Annotated in this window: 14 protein-coding genes; 10 read left to right on the top strand and 4 right to left on the bottom strand. The window is 45.2% G+C overall.

Annotation, left to right across the window (positions count from 1 at the left end):
- Nucleotides 1-47 precede the first annotated feature (47 nt).
- Genes GKS34_RS08285 through GKS34_RS08270 form a run of 4 tightly spaced genes read left to right on the top strand, consistent with a single transcriptional unit; the run spans nt 48 to nt 5,079 of the window.
- Entirely contained in the window at nt 48-536 is a 489-nt protein-coding gene (locus GKS34_RS08285; RefSeq protein ID WP_163384342.1) for a hypothetical protein, read from the top strand.
- A gap of 23 nt (nt 537-559) precedes the next feature.
- Nucleotides 560-2,509 (top strand): CHU_0125 family OmpA-like outer membrane integrity protein, encoded by a 1,950-nt coding sequence (locus GKS34_RS08280; RefSeq protein WP_163384341.1) that lies wholly within the window; start codon nt 560-562, stop codon nt 2,507-2,509.
- Between the two features lie 44 nt (nt 2,510-2,553).
- Entirely contained in the window at nt 2,554-3,723 is a 1,170-nt protein-coding gene (locus GKS34_RS08275) for an AIR synthase related protein (RefSeq protein WP_163384340.1), read from the top strand.
- Between the two features lie 3 nt (nt 3,724-3,726).
- Nucleotides 3,727-5,079: an alkaline ceramidase gene (locus GKS34_RS08270; RefSeq protein WP_163384339.1), complete on the top strand. Its 1,353-nt coding sequence runs from the start codon at nt 3,727-3,729 to the stop codon at nt 5,077-5,079.
- Here the strand turns inward: GKS34_RS08270 and GKS34_RS08265 are convergent.
- Together GKS34_RS08265 and GKS34_RS08260 are read right to left on the bottom strand one after the other, a co-directional pair.
- The gene (locus tag GKS34_RS08265; RefSeq protein ID WP_163384338.1) at nt 5,028-5,699 is read right to left on the bottom strand and encodes a class I SAM-dependent methyltransferase; all 672 of its coding nucleotides are present in this window, start codon (nt 5,697-5,699) and stop codon (nt 5,028-5,030) included. The two genes, GKS34_RS08270 and GKS34_RS08265, sit on opposite strands and share 52 nt — an antisense overlap.
- Before the next feature lie 9 nt (nt 5,700-5,708).
- Nucleotides 5,709-6,560: a UbiA prenyltransferase family protein gene (locus GKS34_RS08260; RefSeq protein WP_163384337.1), complete on the bottom strand. Its 852-nt coding sequence runs from the start codon at nt 6,558-6,560 to the stop codon at nt 5,709-5,711.
- 90 nt (nt 6,561-6,650) lie between these two features.
- On the opposite strand from GKS34_RS08260, the gene GKS34_RS08255 reads away from it, so the two are divergent.
- The 6 genes from GKS34_RS08255 to GKS34_RS23845 all read left to right on the top strand — a co-directional run bounded on the left by GKS34_RS08255 (nt 6,651) and on the right by GKS34_RS23845 (nt 12,879).
- Nucleotides 6,651-7,280 carry a GDSL-type esterase/lipase family protein gene (locus GKS34_RS08255; RefSeq protein ID WP_163384336.1) on the top strand — a complete coding sequence of 210 codons (630 nt, stop codon included), beginning with the start codon at nt 6,651-6,653 and terminating at the stop codon, nt 7,278-7,280.
- A gap of 176 nt (nt 7,281-7,456) precedes the next feature.
- Nucleotides 7,457-9,346 (top strand): CBS domain-containing protein, encoded by a 1,890-nt coding sequence (locus GKS34_RS08250; protein WP_163384335.1) that lies wholly within the window; start codon nt 7,457-7,459, stop codon nt 9,344-9,346.
- Nucleotides 9,339-10,496: a succinylglutamate desuccinylase/aspartoacylase family protein gene (locus GKS34_RS08245; RefSeq protein ID WP_163384334.1), complete on the top strand. Its 1,158-nt coding sequence runs from the start codon at nt 9,339-9,341 to the stop codon at nt 10,494-10,496. Before GKS34_RS08250 ends, GKS34_RS08245 begins: the two co-directional genes overlap by 8 nt.
- 65 nt (nt 10,497-10,561) lie before the next feature.
- Entirely contained in the window at nt 10,562-11,350 is a 789-nt protein-coding gene (locus tag GKS34_RS08240) for an alpha/beta fold hydrolase (RefSeq protein ID WP_317167964.1), read from the top strand.
- Between the two features lie 194 nt (nt 11,351-11,544).
- Complete coding sequence (locus tag GKS34_RS08235) at nt 11,545-12,096, top strand: DUF6134 family protein (protein ID WP_163384332.1); 552 nt, start codon at nt 11,545-11,547, stop codon at nt 12,094-12,096.
- A gap of 636 nt (nt 12,097-12,732) precedes the next feature.
- The gene (locus GKS34_RS23845) at nt 12,733-12,879 is read left to right on the top strand and encodes a calcineurin-like phosphoesterase C-terminal domain-containing protein (RefSeq protein ID WP_494337702.1); all 147 of its coding nucleotides are present in this window, start codon (nt 12,733-12,735) and stop codon (nt 12,877-12,879) included.
- Between the two features lie 6 nt (nt 12,880-12,885).
- Here the strand turns inward: GKS34_RS23845 and GKS34_RS08230 are convergent, their stop codons facing one another.
- Together GKS34_RS08230 and GKS34_RS08225 are read right to left on the bottom strand one after the other, a co-directional pair.
- On the bottom strand, nt 12,886-13,623 hold the full coding sequence (locus GKS34_RS08230) for a ZIP family metal transporter (RefSeq protein WP_163384331.1): 738 nt from the start codon (nt 13,621-13,623) through the stop codon (nt 12,886-12,888).
- Nucleotides 13,624-13,642: 19 nt separating this feature from the next.
- Nucleotides 13,643-14,701: an FAD:protein FMN transferase gene (locus tag GKS34_RS08225; protein ID WP_163384330.1), complete on the bottom strand. Its 1,059-nt coding sequence runs from the start codon at nt 14,699-14,701 to the stop codon at nt 13,643-13,645.
- Between the last annotated feature and the right edge of the window lie 128 nt (nt 14,702-14,829).

Genomic DNA, 14,829 nt, shown 5'->3' with positions numbered 1-14,829 from the left:
GCAGGGTCTATAGTAAACGTTAACAACTAAATTAAAGAAAATCAGGCATGTACGTACCTTTTGAAGAAATGTCGGAAGAAGCTAGAGTATGGGTATACCAGGCAAATAGACCTTTTAAGGAGGAAGAAAAAACCTGGATCATTTCCAAATTGGTCAGTTTCTGTAATCAATGGAACACCCACGGTTCACCGATGCCTACTTCTTTTGACATCAAATTCGACCAATTTATAGTGCTGGCTGTGGATGAAGGCCAGCTGGGAGCCAGCGGTTGCTCCATCGATAGTTCGATTCGGGTGCTAAGAGAAATCGAAACCCAGCTTTCCATCAAACTATTGGATAGCGGCAAAGTGTCGTACTTGAGCGAGTCGGGTGTCAATGTGGCATTTTTGCCGGAGATCAAAACACATATACAGGAAGGTCAATTGCAGCCTGGCAGTAAGGTATTCAACCCCAGCGTCAATAAAATAGCAGATTTGAATAATGAATGGCTGATACCGGCTGAGTCCAGTTGGTTGAAAAAATATTTTGCCCACTAATTTCGCAAGGGAACTCATTTCGTATGAAAAAAGCAACGTCTTCTGTCCTTTACCCCGTTTTCTGGCTACCCCTGATTGTGGTTTTACTCCAGTTATCCTGTACCAGTCTGCAACAAAAAGCCCAAAACCAATTTAGCGCTGGGGAATACCAGATGGCTATCAGTACATTTTCGAAATTATTAGAGAAGGAGCCGGAAAACAACGAGGCAAATCTTTTTATAGCAGAGAGCTACCGGCTTTCTAACCGCATCGAAAAAGCAGCAACGTATTACGAAAAGGTTTCTGAAAATAATGCCACTTTTGAAAGTGAGTATTACAAAGGAAAAAGCCTGAAGGGGAAAGGGGAATACGATTCGGCCAGAGTTGCCTTTGAGGCGGCCAAAACCCTGACCATGGACGACGAAAAAATCGCTCTTGCAGAAAAAGAGGTTAAAAATATTGATGCCCTTTCTGAAATTGAACCCATCTGGCCCAACCACGAACTGGAAAATTACGAATTGCTCAATACTTCAGGGATTGATTACGCACCTGTGCTGAGTGAAAACTACCTGTATTTTACCAGTTCGAGAGGAGCCGGAGATCTCTATCCGGCTACTGGTCAGGGATACACCCGATTATTCAGGGCCAGAGCAGAGGGCATCAATGTGGATGTGCAAAATGTACAAACCCTACCAGAATTTCAAAATGAAACCGGATTAAACCAGGGTGCAATCGCCATCAGCCCTGATGGAAATACCATTATCTATGCCAGGGGAAATGCTGCCTCTAAAAGTGTCATTCCGGAGGTAAGCCTTTTTGCCTCCTATTTCAGAGGAGGAGGTTTTACCGAACCTATCTTTATGCCCGTCAATGGAGAACCCGAATACTGGAACTCGACCCCAGCGTTCAGTGCAAGCGGAGACACCCTCTACTTTGCCTCCAACAGACCCGAAGGATATGGCGGCATCGACCTGTATCGGTCCACTAAGCTCGCGAATGGCGATTTTGGTAATGTGGTTAATATGGGGCCTGAAATCAATACCCCCGGTAATGAACTATTTCCCAGACCGCTTCCTAACGGCGAATTCTATTTTTCCTCCGACGGGCATCCGGGTTACGGAAAATTGGACCTGTTTGTAGCCAAAGAGGAAAACGGTTCGATTACGGTTAGGAACCTCGGTCCTAATTTTAATTCCATTGCCGATGATTTTGGAATTTTTTTCACCGATTATCCCGAGGAGGGCTACCTTACCTCCAACAGATCTGGAGGTAAAGGAGACGATGATATTTATTATTTCAAAGACATGACACCTGCCCCCAAGGTGGTCAACGTATTGCTGAATGTGGTCACCAAAGAACGATTGGAGAATGGGGAAGAGCAGGTACTCCCGCAAACCCGGGTAGTTTTGTATGATGACAACAACCAGACCATCGATGGTAATTTCTCCAGCCAGAGCGGTAGACTACGATTCCCGTTAGAGCCTGAAAAAGAATACACCATGATTGCCTCCAAAACTGGCTATTTTACGCAGAGCATACCCTACAGCACAGTTGGCAAAACGCCCGCGCCAGAGGACCTCATCCAGGATGTAACCAATATTACGCTGGATACTACCATCGTTCTGGAACAGTTGGTTTTGGAAAGGGCCATCGTCTTGGAGAACATTTACTATGATCTGGACAAGGCGGAAATCAGGCCGGATGCGGCACAGGAACTGGATAAACTGGTTAAAATCCTGAAAGACAATCCCGGAATACGTATAGAGCTAAGCAGCCACACCGATGCACGGGCAAGCGATGCCTATAACGAAGACCTGTCTCAAAGAAGGGCTGAATCAGCGGTAGAATACATTGTCTCCCAAGGTATCGATCCTTCCAGACTGGAAGCCAGGGGTTACGGCGAGCAGCAGCTGATTATCGAAAATGCCCAAACGGAGGAAGAGCACCAGATAAACCGGCGAACCGAATTTAAGGTGATAGAAATCACCGAGTAAAATCCGTATATTTGCGGCCTATTTGTTTTTTCAAAGCCAAGGTTATGAACGAAAGGTATATGCAACGCGGGGTATCGGCCTCCAAGGAAGACGTACACAAGGCCATTTCCAATCTGGATAAAGGACTGTTTCCCAAGGCGTTTTGTAAAATCGTCGAAGATATCCTGGGCAATGACCCCGACTATTGTAATATCATGCATGCCGACGGGGCGGGGACAAAATCCTCCCTGGCCTACCTGTATTGGAAAGCCACCGGAGACCTGAGTGTTTGGAAAGGAATCGCTCAGGATGCGATCATCATGAACATTGACGACCTGCTTTGTGTCGGCGCCATCGATAATATTCTGGTATCCTCCACCATCGGCAGAAATAAAAACCTGGTTCCCGGTGAGGTTATCTCAGCCATCATCAACGGCACCGAGGAAGTTCTCCAAATGTTGCGGGACCATGGCGTAAATGCCCTACTGACGGGAGGAGAAACCGCCGATGTCGGAGACCTGGTTCGTACTATTATCGTAGATAGCACGGTTACCTGCCGGATGAAACGGAAAGATGTCATCTCCAATGACCGGATTGCCGCAGGTGATGTGATCGTGGGGTTGGCCTCTTTCGGACAGGCGCATTACGAATCCGAATACAATGGCGGCATGGGAAGCAATGGACTTACCTCCGCCCGGCACGATGTATTTGGGAAAAGCATTGCCAAGGAGTTTCCAGAGAGTTTCGATCCACAGGTACCAGAAGAACTGGTTTATTCAGGTAGCTATGGCTTAACCGACTACGCCCCCGGCACACCGCTGGATATGGGCAAATTGGTCCTCTCTCCTACCCGCACCTATGCACCGATAATAGCCGCCTTGCTCAAAACGCACCATTCTGAAATTCATGGCCTGGTACATTGCAGCGGCGGCGCTCAGACCAAAGTGCTACATTTCATTGAAGACCTGCATGTGATCAAGGACAACCTCTTCGATACTCCTCCCCTTTTTAAGATCATTCAGCAGGAAAGCGGTACCGACTGGAAGGAAATGTATAAAGTTTTCAATATGGGCCACCGGATGGAGGTGTACCTGAACGAAAAGGGAGCCGATGAAGTGATTCAACTGGCTTCTGATTTTGGCGTGGAAGCCCGGATTATTGGCCGGGTTACCGACTACAATGGGAAAAAAGTGACCGTAAGCGGGCAGCACGGAACATTTACCTACGAGGGCTAGCCCATGCCCCCGCTACGCTTTTCCATAACAGCCATCGTTAAATTTTTGCTGTACCTGGTAGGATTCTTTCTTCTGCTTTTTCTTGCAACTATTACGACCGTAGACTGGACACACTATAAGAAAAAGGGATACTATAAGGAAACCCTGGCTACCCTGGACAGCCTGCCCGTATTAGGTTCTGATCAGGGTTTTCTGCTGGGGGGCTGGGCAAAGGCCAACATGACCCCCCCCGCTCCGGTACCGTTGGTAGCCTATCGGCCAAGAGGCAACTATGAATTTGTTCAGGACAGTAGCTTTGTCAAAGCCCTAATCCTCGGGAACCCCGATTTTAAGGTAGCGTTTTTAAATTACGAGTTGCTCATTATTCACCCCAAGCTGGCAGAAACCCTTCGAAAAGAGATTGACGAAGGGGATTTTCCGATAGACCATGTGTACTTTACCGCAACGCATACCCATAGCGGTATGGGCGGCACCATTCCCGGCCCTGTTGGAAGCCTGGCGCTGGGAGGGTGGAACAAAGACCTGGTGGATCTGATTTCCGCAAGCACCCTCAAAGCCCTGCAGGAGGCGCTAGTGCAGATGGATACTGTTCAACTTGATTATAGTAAAAGTAATGCCGAAAATTTTGTCACCAACCGATTGGTGGCAACCGACCCGGTAGATCCCTTTATCCGTCAGCTTATCATAAGTAATCAGGCTGGGGCAAGCGCAAGTTTGATCACCTTCAGTGCACATGCCACCTGTCTGAGCAGCCGCTTTATGGGGTTATCAGGGGATTACCCCTTTTACTTTTCAGAAAAACTCGAAGAGCAGCACGACCTTGTCCTTTTCGCAGCAGGAGCCGTGGGTAGTCATCGCCCCCACATTCAGGGAAATGATGTCGAGAGCGTCAAAAACTATGCGGCCAAACTGGATTCAATCATAGACCATAATCCTGACAAAACCATTGAACTAAACGAAAATGGCATTTTTGCGGCAAAACTACCTTTACAACTTCGCGAACCGCATTTTCGAATCAGCAATCATTGGCGAATTCGCCCCTGGCTTTTTGACTGGGCCATAGGGGATTATCCGGCTCATTTTGACCTGATAAAAATAGGCAATACCCTGTTTATTTCCTCTTCTGGTGAGGTTTCCGGCGTATTTTACGAAGCATGGGAAAAGCAAGCTGCCGGCCTGGGGATGAATCTGATTATCACTACCTTCAATGGAGGGTATATCGGATACATTACTCCGGACAAATATTACCAGGAAGACTACTACGAGGTAAGAGACATGAATTTTTACGGACCATACAACGGTGCCTATTTCAAAGAGGTAATTGGTGAGTTAATTGATCTGGGAGCAGGCCTGTAACGAATTGCCTGAAAAAATCCCTGCTGAAAAGGCACAAAATCCACTTTTTCCCAGCCCCATTTTCGGAAAAAGCTTAAGTAATCCGGCAGATCCTTTCTGGGATGTCTGGTAAATAATCGGAACAAGGTGATCATTCCCCAAAGGAGTCCTTTCCGGTTCGCCGTCGGAAAAAAATCCGCAAAAATCCAATCGGTTTGCGAATGAATTCTACCCTCTATTTCCTGAAACAGGCGATCAATACTTTCATCGGGCAAGACATCTAGAAAGTAATGGGAAATAATCACATCCGGCTTTATCAAGGGCAAGTCCTCAAAACGGGAAGAATGAATCCATTGAACTTGCCTGGAGAAAGGCAAATCCACTTGCTGCCGGCTTCGCTGGATCATAGTACCGGATGCTTCCAGGTAAATGACCCGACCACTTTCCCCAATTTGTTCCATGATCAGAGGCAAAATGGTGCCGGTACCACCGCCCAGTACCAGTACCGTATCTCCTTTTTGTATTTGGTCCAAAAAGGTCCTCTTGCTTTGCTGAAAATCGGAACCAATGACCTTTTTGGAGATAAACTCATAGAAGGGGGCCAGCAGCAAATAGTGATCGCGAAGAGGCTCTTTCCGCATAGCGAGTAGTTATAATATTAATAATAGCAGGGGGACGGAAAAACTAAGTTCCAAACGCCTTCTGGTTTCTGTTATATTTACAGGTCTCTCCATGAAAAAAAGTACGTGAACCAGCATCATTAACGCCCATATCAAGGTGAAGCGGTGGAAATAGGAGGACAGGTGAAAAAATAAAAACAGCCCGTAGATCAACCCTATAACACTTAAGCCCCCAAGCAAATTCCTGGTTTTCCGCTTTCCCATTACCGTCATGATGGAATGATGTCCCTCTGCACGATCCAAAGCCCCATCCAAATAGGATAAATACACCAGATTAAACCAGGCCAGGATAAAATAAGCCGGAACATAATACAGCCAATTGTCGGATATGAAACCAAAATCAAGCTGAACCGCCGGAGCCAGGATGATGCCTGCCACATAAAAAGCAGCGATCAACAGTTCTTTGGCAATAGCTGATTTTTTGTTTCCAAGCCGCATCCCAACCATTGCACCGACAATTAGGAAAAACAGGATCGTTCCAGCCGCCATTATTCTTGCAAATGTTAAAAAATGGAAGGAAAGCAGTGCTCCAGCTATCCCAGTAAGCACAAGAACCAGTGCCAATTGCTTAAAATGTTGCTGGTGAAATCGGTGCCTTTTGGAAAGCGCAACTGTAGAAACTTTTCTGGCATCCAAGAGGTGATCAAAGGTATAGATGGTCCAAACCGCCATCGCCAGCAGCAGGTAATAATACCAGGAAAGCGGGATCCGCATCATTTCGGCAAAAAAATACATGCCGGCACAGGCTCCGGAAACCACATCCAGCGAAAGTAAATTGAATCTTTCGTATACGTCCCAGAAAATTTGTTTAACTAAGCCCACGAATATGTGATTAAGAGGCAAATTAACGAATTGAATCCGCGATTTCATCGAAATAGTATGTAATTTCCCAATTCTTTGATTCACCACCTAATGAAAAAAATTATTTGTGCAGTCTTAATGCTTTGGGGCCAGGGGATCTACGCCCAGCAGCCGGTCAAAATAGCCTGTGTAGGCAACAGCATCACCGAAGGTCCCGGGAGAAATCATCCGGACAGTTATCCGCTACAGCTCCAAAAAATGCTGGGTCAGGGGTATCAGGTAAAGAACTTCGGTGTTAGCGCCCGAACATTGTTAAAAAAGGGGGACTTTCCCTATTGGAACGAACCGCAGTTTGAGCAGGTAAAAGATTTCAAACCGGACATCCTTGTCATCAAACTGGGCACCAACGACTCCAAACCTCAAAATTGGGTGCACAAGGACGAGTTCTTAGACGATTATGTGGAAATGATCCGCATTTTCAAAGGGCACATGCCTGATGAGGGCAAGGTGTTTGTGTGTCTGCCGGCCCCTGTATTTGAAGACAATTGGGGAATCACCGAGCAGTTAATCGTGGAGGAAATGAACCCGCTTATTCGGGAAGTGGCCAGGATAACAGGCGCAGAAATCATCGATCTTCACGGTTCATTGGAGCCCTACGCCCCGCTTTTCCCGGACGGCGTGCATCCAGATAAGGAAGGAGCAAAAATGCTTGCACGGACTGTGGTAAATTCCATTCAGTAAGTCCTCACAGAATGTGGTCAAAAAAAGATTGTCTGACTGCTGAGGGCGATCAATCTAAGGCTTTTCTTAAACCTGAAAATTAAAAAGAGATTCTATACTGACTTTTATCAGGAGCATAATGGAATCTTTGCATGGAGCTTCCAAATTAATTTTTCCCTACGTAACTTGTTGGTAGCATGGGAGAACATCGCGTAAATACCGGAATAAAACTATCGGAAAGAAAAAAATTCCTCAAAAACCTGATCCAGGATATTGATTCACTGGATCAAATGATCCGGGATGGTCTCATTGAAAAGGACGTCCAGCGCATAGGGGCGGAGCAGGAGTTTGCACTGATAGACCGGCACAACAAACCATCAAAAAATGGCCCCTTGATCCTCGGAAAGCTACAAGATGCTCATTTCACCTCCGAGTTGGCCATGTATAACTTGGAGCTAAACCTGGATCCTGTGGAATTAAAAGCGGAGTGCTTTTCTGTCATGGAAAGGCAACTTCGAAAATACTTACGGAAAGCCGACCAGGTGGCCTCCACCTTTGGGGATGCAGTTATTCTTACCGGCATTTTACCTTCCATCGACCTTCGCTCAGGACAATTAGATTATATGACTCCCAACCCCAGGTATCAGGCCCTGGATGAGATCATCAAGCAGTTGAGAGGTCAGGACTTTGAATTGAATATTTCGGGGGTGGACGAATTGATTTTAGCCCATACCAATATCCTATTCGAAGCTTGCAATACCAGTTTTCAATGTCACCTTCAAGTAAGTGCAGAAGAATTTGTGGACCAATACAATTGGGCGCAGCTGATTTCGGGACCTGTTCTTGCCGTTTGCACCAATTCCCCCCTGCTTTTTGGAAGGGAACTTTGGTCCGAAACCCGGATTCCTCTTTTCCAGCAAAGTATTGATATACGAAGTAAAGGCTATCACCTGAAAGAAAAAGAACAGCGCGTATCTTTTGGCAATCACTGGATTCGGGAGACAACTGAAATCTACAAAGAAAATATTGCCCGATTCCCCCTAATTCTCACCCATAAGTCCACCGCCAACTCATTGGATGAGCTGGCTAAGGGGCAAATTCCGGACCTACAGGCCCTCAAACTTCACAACGGCACCATTTGGCGCTGGAACAGGCCTTGTTTTGGCACGGGAAATGGCGTTCCACACTTGAGAATAGAAAACCGATACCTTCCTTCGGGCCCCACGATCATTGACGAAATGGCCAACCTGGTACTCTGGGTAGGGCTTATGAAGGCCATGCCGGATCATTACCGGAAATCCTGGCATCGAAAATCCTTTGAAGATACAAAAGGGAACTTTTACCGGGCCGCTACCTCCGGTATATTTAGCAGCATGGCTTGGGAAAATCAAATGGTCCCCGTCCAGAAATTGTTTCTGGATGAATTATTACCTTTGGCAGAAAAGGGATTGTCCACAGTTGGGGTATCTCCGGAAGAGGCCTCCAAGTACCTGGAGGTCATACGAAAAAGGGTAAAAACCGGCCAGACCGGCAGCAGCTGGATGATCAAAAGTTACCGGAAAATAAAAAAACACATGAGCAGGGATGAGGCCATGGTCACCCTTACCGGTGCCATTCAACAACGCAGAAAGTCAGATTTACCTGTCAGCGAATGGAAAGCCGCCAGCCCCGCTGAACTCAAGACCATCCCAATCCAATACGACTGGATCGGGAATATCATGACCACCGACCTAATTACCGTTCAGGAAGACGATTTGGTAGCACTGGTGAAGAAGATCATGAGCTGGAAAAATATCCATCACATTCCCGTAGAAAATAAAGAAGGAAAACTTACCGGCTTGATTACGGCATCCACGCTGGAAAAAATGGGAGAAGTGGAAAATGAGCTGGAGATTGCCAAAAATATCATGATATCCGATTTGGTAACCGTCGGGCCCCATACCGACATTAAATACGCAATGCTGCTGATGGTAAATAAAAAAATCAGCTGTCTTCCGGTGGTAGATGGAGATCAGTTGATAGGATTGGTGACGGACAAGGATGCGCAAAGTATTTGGGATAAGCTTTACGAGAAAAACAATGCCTGAAACCCTTCTCACCAAAAATAACCCCCGAATTCTATTTGCCCACCATCAAGATGAAACCCTTCCTACCCTGGTGGTAATCGCTGGCATTCATGGCAACGAACCAGCATCTGTAATGGCCATGGAGGATCTTTTTGGCCAAAAAAACACGGGAAGGTTTGCCTTTCGGGGAAATGTAATGGTGCTCAAAGGCAATGACCAGGCACTGAAACGAAAACAGCGGTACATCGAAAAAGACCTGAATCGTATCTGGACCAAAGAAAACCTGAAGCTGGTTCGTATGAAAGATTCCGGAGAATCCGGTTTCAGCTATCCGGAATTGGAAGAATTGGCTGCACTGGACCACTTGATCACAACCATCATCGCCAGGTATGGTGCAGGCAAAATGCTGTTTACAGATCTGCATACGACCTCATCCGAAAGCTGTGCCTTTCTCCCATTTAACGACACGCTGGTCAACCGATCCGTAGCCAAACAATTTCCGGTGCCCTTGATTTTGGGTATAGAGGAATACCTGGAAGGCCCCCTCATGAGTCATATCAATGACCTGGGCTACCCCGCCCTGGGTTTTGAAGCAGGCAAACACGAGGATCCTGATAGCATCCGAAGGCACCAGGCTTTTATCAAACTCTGCATGAATCACCTGGGCATCATTCAATTGACTAACACTGAAAAAATGCGAGAGGAAAAGTGTTTGAAAAGTACCCTCGATATCCCGGAAGGTTTTTATGAAATACTCTGCCGCTATCCCATTAGCCCGGAACAAGACTTTGAAATGAAACCCGGGTTTTTCAATTTCAATCCTGTCCAGAAAGGACATGAACTGGCACAGAATAACGGGAAACCTGTCATCAGTCCTTACAAAGGAATGGTTTTCCTTCCACTGTACCAGCAAATGGGGCAGGAAGGATTTTTTATTGTAAGGCCCGTTTCGAAGTTTTGGCTCTGGCTTTCCCAAATTCTGAGAAAAACTTTTCTTCCTAAAATGCTCCCTTTGCTTCCGGGAATTTCCAGAAAAAAATCCTACCAGAACCGATACACTGCAAACCCGAAAATTGCCAGATGGCTCAATAAAGAAATTTTTCACCTACTGGGATTTCGAATCGTCTTAAAAGATCCCGAATCCTATTGGGAGCTGGTCAAAAGAGAGTAGGGAATTGGCCCGAAGTCAAAATCAGACTTATTTATCTGAAGTGTCAAACCTAAGTGACCAATTTGGTGTTACTATCAATAATGCTTCACTTTACGACCTATACACAGAATCCAGAAGCACCATGGGTAACCTTTGTCCACGGTGCAGGAGGAAGCAGCGCCATTTGGTTCCGGCAAATACGTGATTTTAAAAAATCATTCAACGTACTGTTGGTAGATTTGCGGGGGCATGGAAAATCAAAAAATCACGTTTACGAAAAACTTAAAAAATACTCCTTTGACGTCATCGGTGATGAGGTAGTGGAAGTACTAGACCATTTAAAAATCAAACAATCTCATTTTGTTGGTATTTCCCTGGGAACCATCATTATTCGGGAAATTACCGAAAGGTATCCAGACAGAGTGAGTAGTATGATACTTGCTGGGGCGATCATGAAATTAAACATTCGCGGTCAGGTACTCATCCGATTGGGGATTTTATTGAAATCGGTGATTCCCTACCTGATGCTGTACAGGCTTTTTGCCTTTATCATCATGCCCCGCAAAAACCACAAAGCTTCCCGGTATCTTTTTGTACAGGAAGCCAAAAAATTATATCAGAAAGAATTTATTCGCTGGTTTACCCTGGCGGCAAAAGTGAATCCCCTTTTGGCTTTTTTCCGGATCAGGGAAACATCCATTCCCACCTTGTATCTGATGGGAGAAGAAGACTACATGTTTTTACCATCCATCACCAAACTGGTCAGCAATCACCGTTCCGCTAAACTCGTGGTCGTTCCATCTTGCGGACACGTAGTCAATGTAGAAAAGCCGGAGGAATTTAATCGCATAGCACTTGAGTTTTTGGCCAAATAAAGGCAGGTTTTTGCTTCATCCTATCTTTAAAAGAATCCCCTTTTCACACCAAAATAGGTGCACACCCTTCATTTTAACGTTCTATTTCCTACCTTGCACATGTGCTTACGATACCCCCAAATCTACCCGGATCAATAATAAAAAACCTGAAACCGTTACATTGCCTATTACTTCTATTTTTATTGCTTAGCCCGTTGACAGTCCAGGCGCAGGAAGTTCATCCCTATGAGATCAGCCTTGCCGGTTTCACCATCGGGGAAATGACCGCCACGCAATATGAAAGGGCAGACACGACCTTTTACTTGCTAGAAAGTAAGGTGAGTTTTTGGCTCTTTGGTCAAATCGAAGTAGACTACAAGACAGAAGTCTATTATCATCAAGGTAAATTTATTCGGTCTTTGGTCCAGTCAAAAACCAATAGAGGCAATTTCCTCTCCCGGATTTGGTGGGAAAACGACCGCTACCTAATCAGGGCTCAGGCCTATAAATACGAGCATCAAGCCGCGTTTCCCGATCCTATTTTTCATAGTGCCGTCCGGCTATTTTTCGAAGAGCCAAAAGGAATAAGCAAGATGATGGCAGAAAATTACGGCAAATTTGCCTCAGTCATGCCGTTGGGAGATGGTGTTTACGATACTTCTGTTGAAGGCAATGAAAACAGGTACTATTATAAAAATGGGGAACTACAAAAAGCAAGCATGGATAGCCCCATAAAAAATTACGTCATCCAAAGAAAGCAGCCCTGAGCGCACTCATTCCTATCTCTTAGCATTCCCCAGGAGGAATAAATACACTTTCTTCATCCGAGGTGCCAAATTCATTTTGTAGTTGGTCCTTTTGATCGTCCCTTATCCAGTTCTCGGCCTAAAAATGGATTTCCCCCACTTGTAAATTCTCCAGCCAAGTACGGAAGAAAGAAAAAATCACTATTCCAATTTTTTTAGGAAAACTCGGAGTCGAAACGGGGAGCGCCGTTTCCAAAAAATAAATAACCTTTTCTCAAGATTTTTTGGATATTTTTAATCTATTTGATTGACAGACAATCGCTTACTTTTTTTAAACGCATTTTTTAACTGGACAAAGGACAAATATACCCATATTAAAATTTTCAACACCTATTTTAATGTATTTCAAAATAAAGAAAAAATTTTGTGCATTTTATCAGTAATTTATATGTTTAATTATTCGGATTATTCCTTTTTCGTTGCTAGGTTTCGGATGTTAAAGAAATGGGAAACGGATCAGCGAGGAAAGAGGAAGTTGGAAATCCGTCGTGTTAGTTGGTTATTTTTTAATGTAGGGTTTGTCCGGGGTCTTATGGAAACATAAGGCTCCGGCATTTTTTTTTTAAATAAAAGGTATTTGATGGATTGGGATGGAAGATGGATCCGCCTCAGATTTCCCACCATATTTGGACTGCTACTCTGCCGGATCACCTGTCGGTAGGTACTCATCGACTAGAGGTAGTTACCCAAGATCAGTTCGGTCAGGAATACCATGCCTATCGAATCTTTCGGGTTCGTAAATAGAGGGTATCAAATAATAAACTCGGTCAAAATAGCCAACCCGGACGCCAATAATATGATAAGCAGCTTGTGCAACTGAAAGCGGTGTTGCGGCGAACTTTCGAAAAAGATGATGGTCGAAATATGAAGGAAACCGCCAGCCACCAAGCCGAACAAAATGTTTAAGGTTCCCCTTCCGATAACCTCCTGATCGTATAGTAGATCGGTGGAAATCATTCCCAGAGGGGAAGCCAGCGAAAAAAAAATAAGTAGCAGCAGCACACCCGGTTTCTTCATCCGGGTCATCAATACAGCCACCAACGCAAACGCCTCTGGCATCTTGTGAAGTATAATTCCAATCAACAAGGTTTCACTACCGTGATGATGCCCTGCCAACATGGGTTGCTTGGAAAGCAGGGTTCCTTCCAGAAAGGCATGTAAAAACAAACCGATCATCAGCGTCCAGACGCTGTTTCCCACGCTTTGTCCTCCGTGATCATGGATATGTCCATGCTCAATACCCGATGACATAAAATTCAAAATCTGCTGCAGCAGAAACCCCAAAAGAATGTACAATCCCATGTAATAGGCTGAATTCTGATCCGCAAAAAGTTCGGGTAAGATGTGCAAAATAGTAATGGCAAAAAGATAGGCTCCGGCAAATATCAATCCCAGCTTGAAACTCTTTTCCTTCCATCCGGGAATTAATAAGGCCAAAAGCCCCGCACCGAAGGCAGCCAAAAATAGCAAAAGAAAATGCAACATCATGTATTAGGGGTTATCGGGATTATTCTTCCTGGACAGTGGTTATAAAGGGTGCCAGCCCCTTACTTACGTAGGATTTCATCTGTCCCTGCTCATCGTTAAAGATAAGAAAGATTTCCAGGCCTTCCCGTGATTCCTGAATTTCCTTAGCCCTCTCCAATCCCAGCACCATGAAGGCAGTAGCATATGCATCGGCGGTCATACAATCTGCTGCCAGGACAGTAGCACTCAGCAATCGATGTTCTACCGGATAACCGGTAAAAGGACTAATGGTATGGGAATATTTCACAGAATCCTTCACATAAAAATTTCGGTAATTTCCCGAAGTAGCCATGCCTTTATTATCCAATGCAATGATGGAATACAACTCATTGGCCAGTCCTTCTTCGGTAGGTCGCGTAACACCCACTTTCCACAGTTCTCCGTTTTCGTTTACCCCCCTGCTTACCAGTTCTCCCCCGATTTCTACCAGGTAATTCTGGATTCCGCGGCCTTCAAGAAATTCTCCCACCACGTCCACCCCATACCCTTTGGCTATAGCACTCAGATCCAGGTAACTGTCAGGATTGGATTTCTTAATTCCTTTTTGATCAAAATTCAATTTCTCAAAGCCGACCCGCTCCAAAAGCTGTCGCACTTCAATACTATCCTTCAACGAGGCTCCTTCCGGACCAAAGCCCCAAACATTAACCAGGGGGCCAATGGTGGGATCAAAAGCACCCGAAGTGGCTTCATATACCTTCTCACTCGCCGTTAACACAGGGTACAGGTAAGGGGATTCGAATTCCAAAGAATCATTCCGGTTAAACCTACTTAATTCCGAATCAGGGATATACGTTGACAAGGCTTGGTTGATATCAACTAATAACGAGTCTATTTCCTCCTGAAAATCCCTTCTGCCTGGGTCCAGGTATACAATACGGTAGCTTGTACCCATGGTAGGGCCGGTGAGTACCATTTTTTGATCATCCGATTCTTCAATGGCAGGCGCATTTTGGTTTTGCCTGTAGAGATACACCACAAATACCACCAACAATAACAAAATGCTGTAAATGATATTTTTCTTGGCAGATTTTCGCATAAAACAATGCCTGTTTTAAATTTCCCGAAAGTTAATTCTTATTTTTTAATTGCTGATGATTTTTGCTTATTATCCGCTGATAAGACTGTCAGCTAAAGCGGAGCAGTGGCTGAAAACCACCCCAATTT

Origin of the sequence: Cyclobacterium jeungdonense (assembly GCF_010994275.1) — a bacterium.
GTDB lineage: Bacteria > Bacteroidota > Bacteroidia > Cytophagales > Cyclobacteriaceae > Cyclobacterium > Cyclobacterium jeungdonense.
This window is presented reverse-complemented; position numbering and strand designations above follow the sequence as displayed.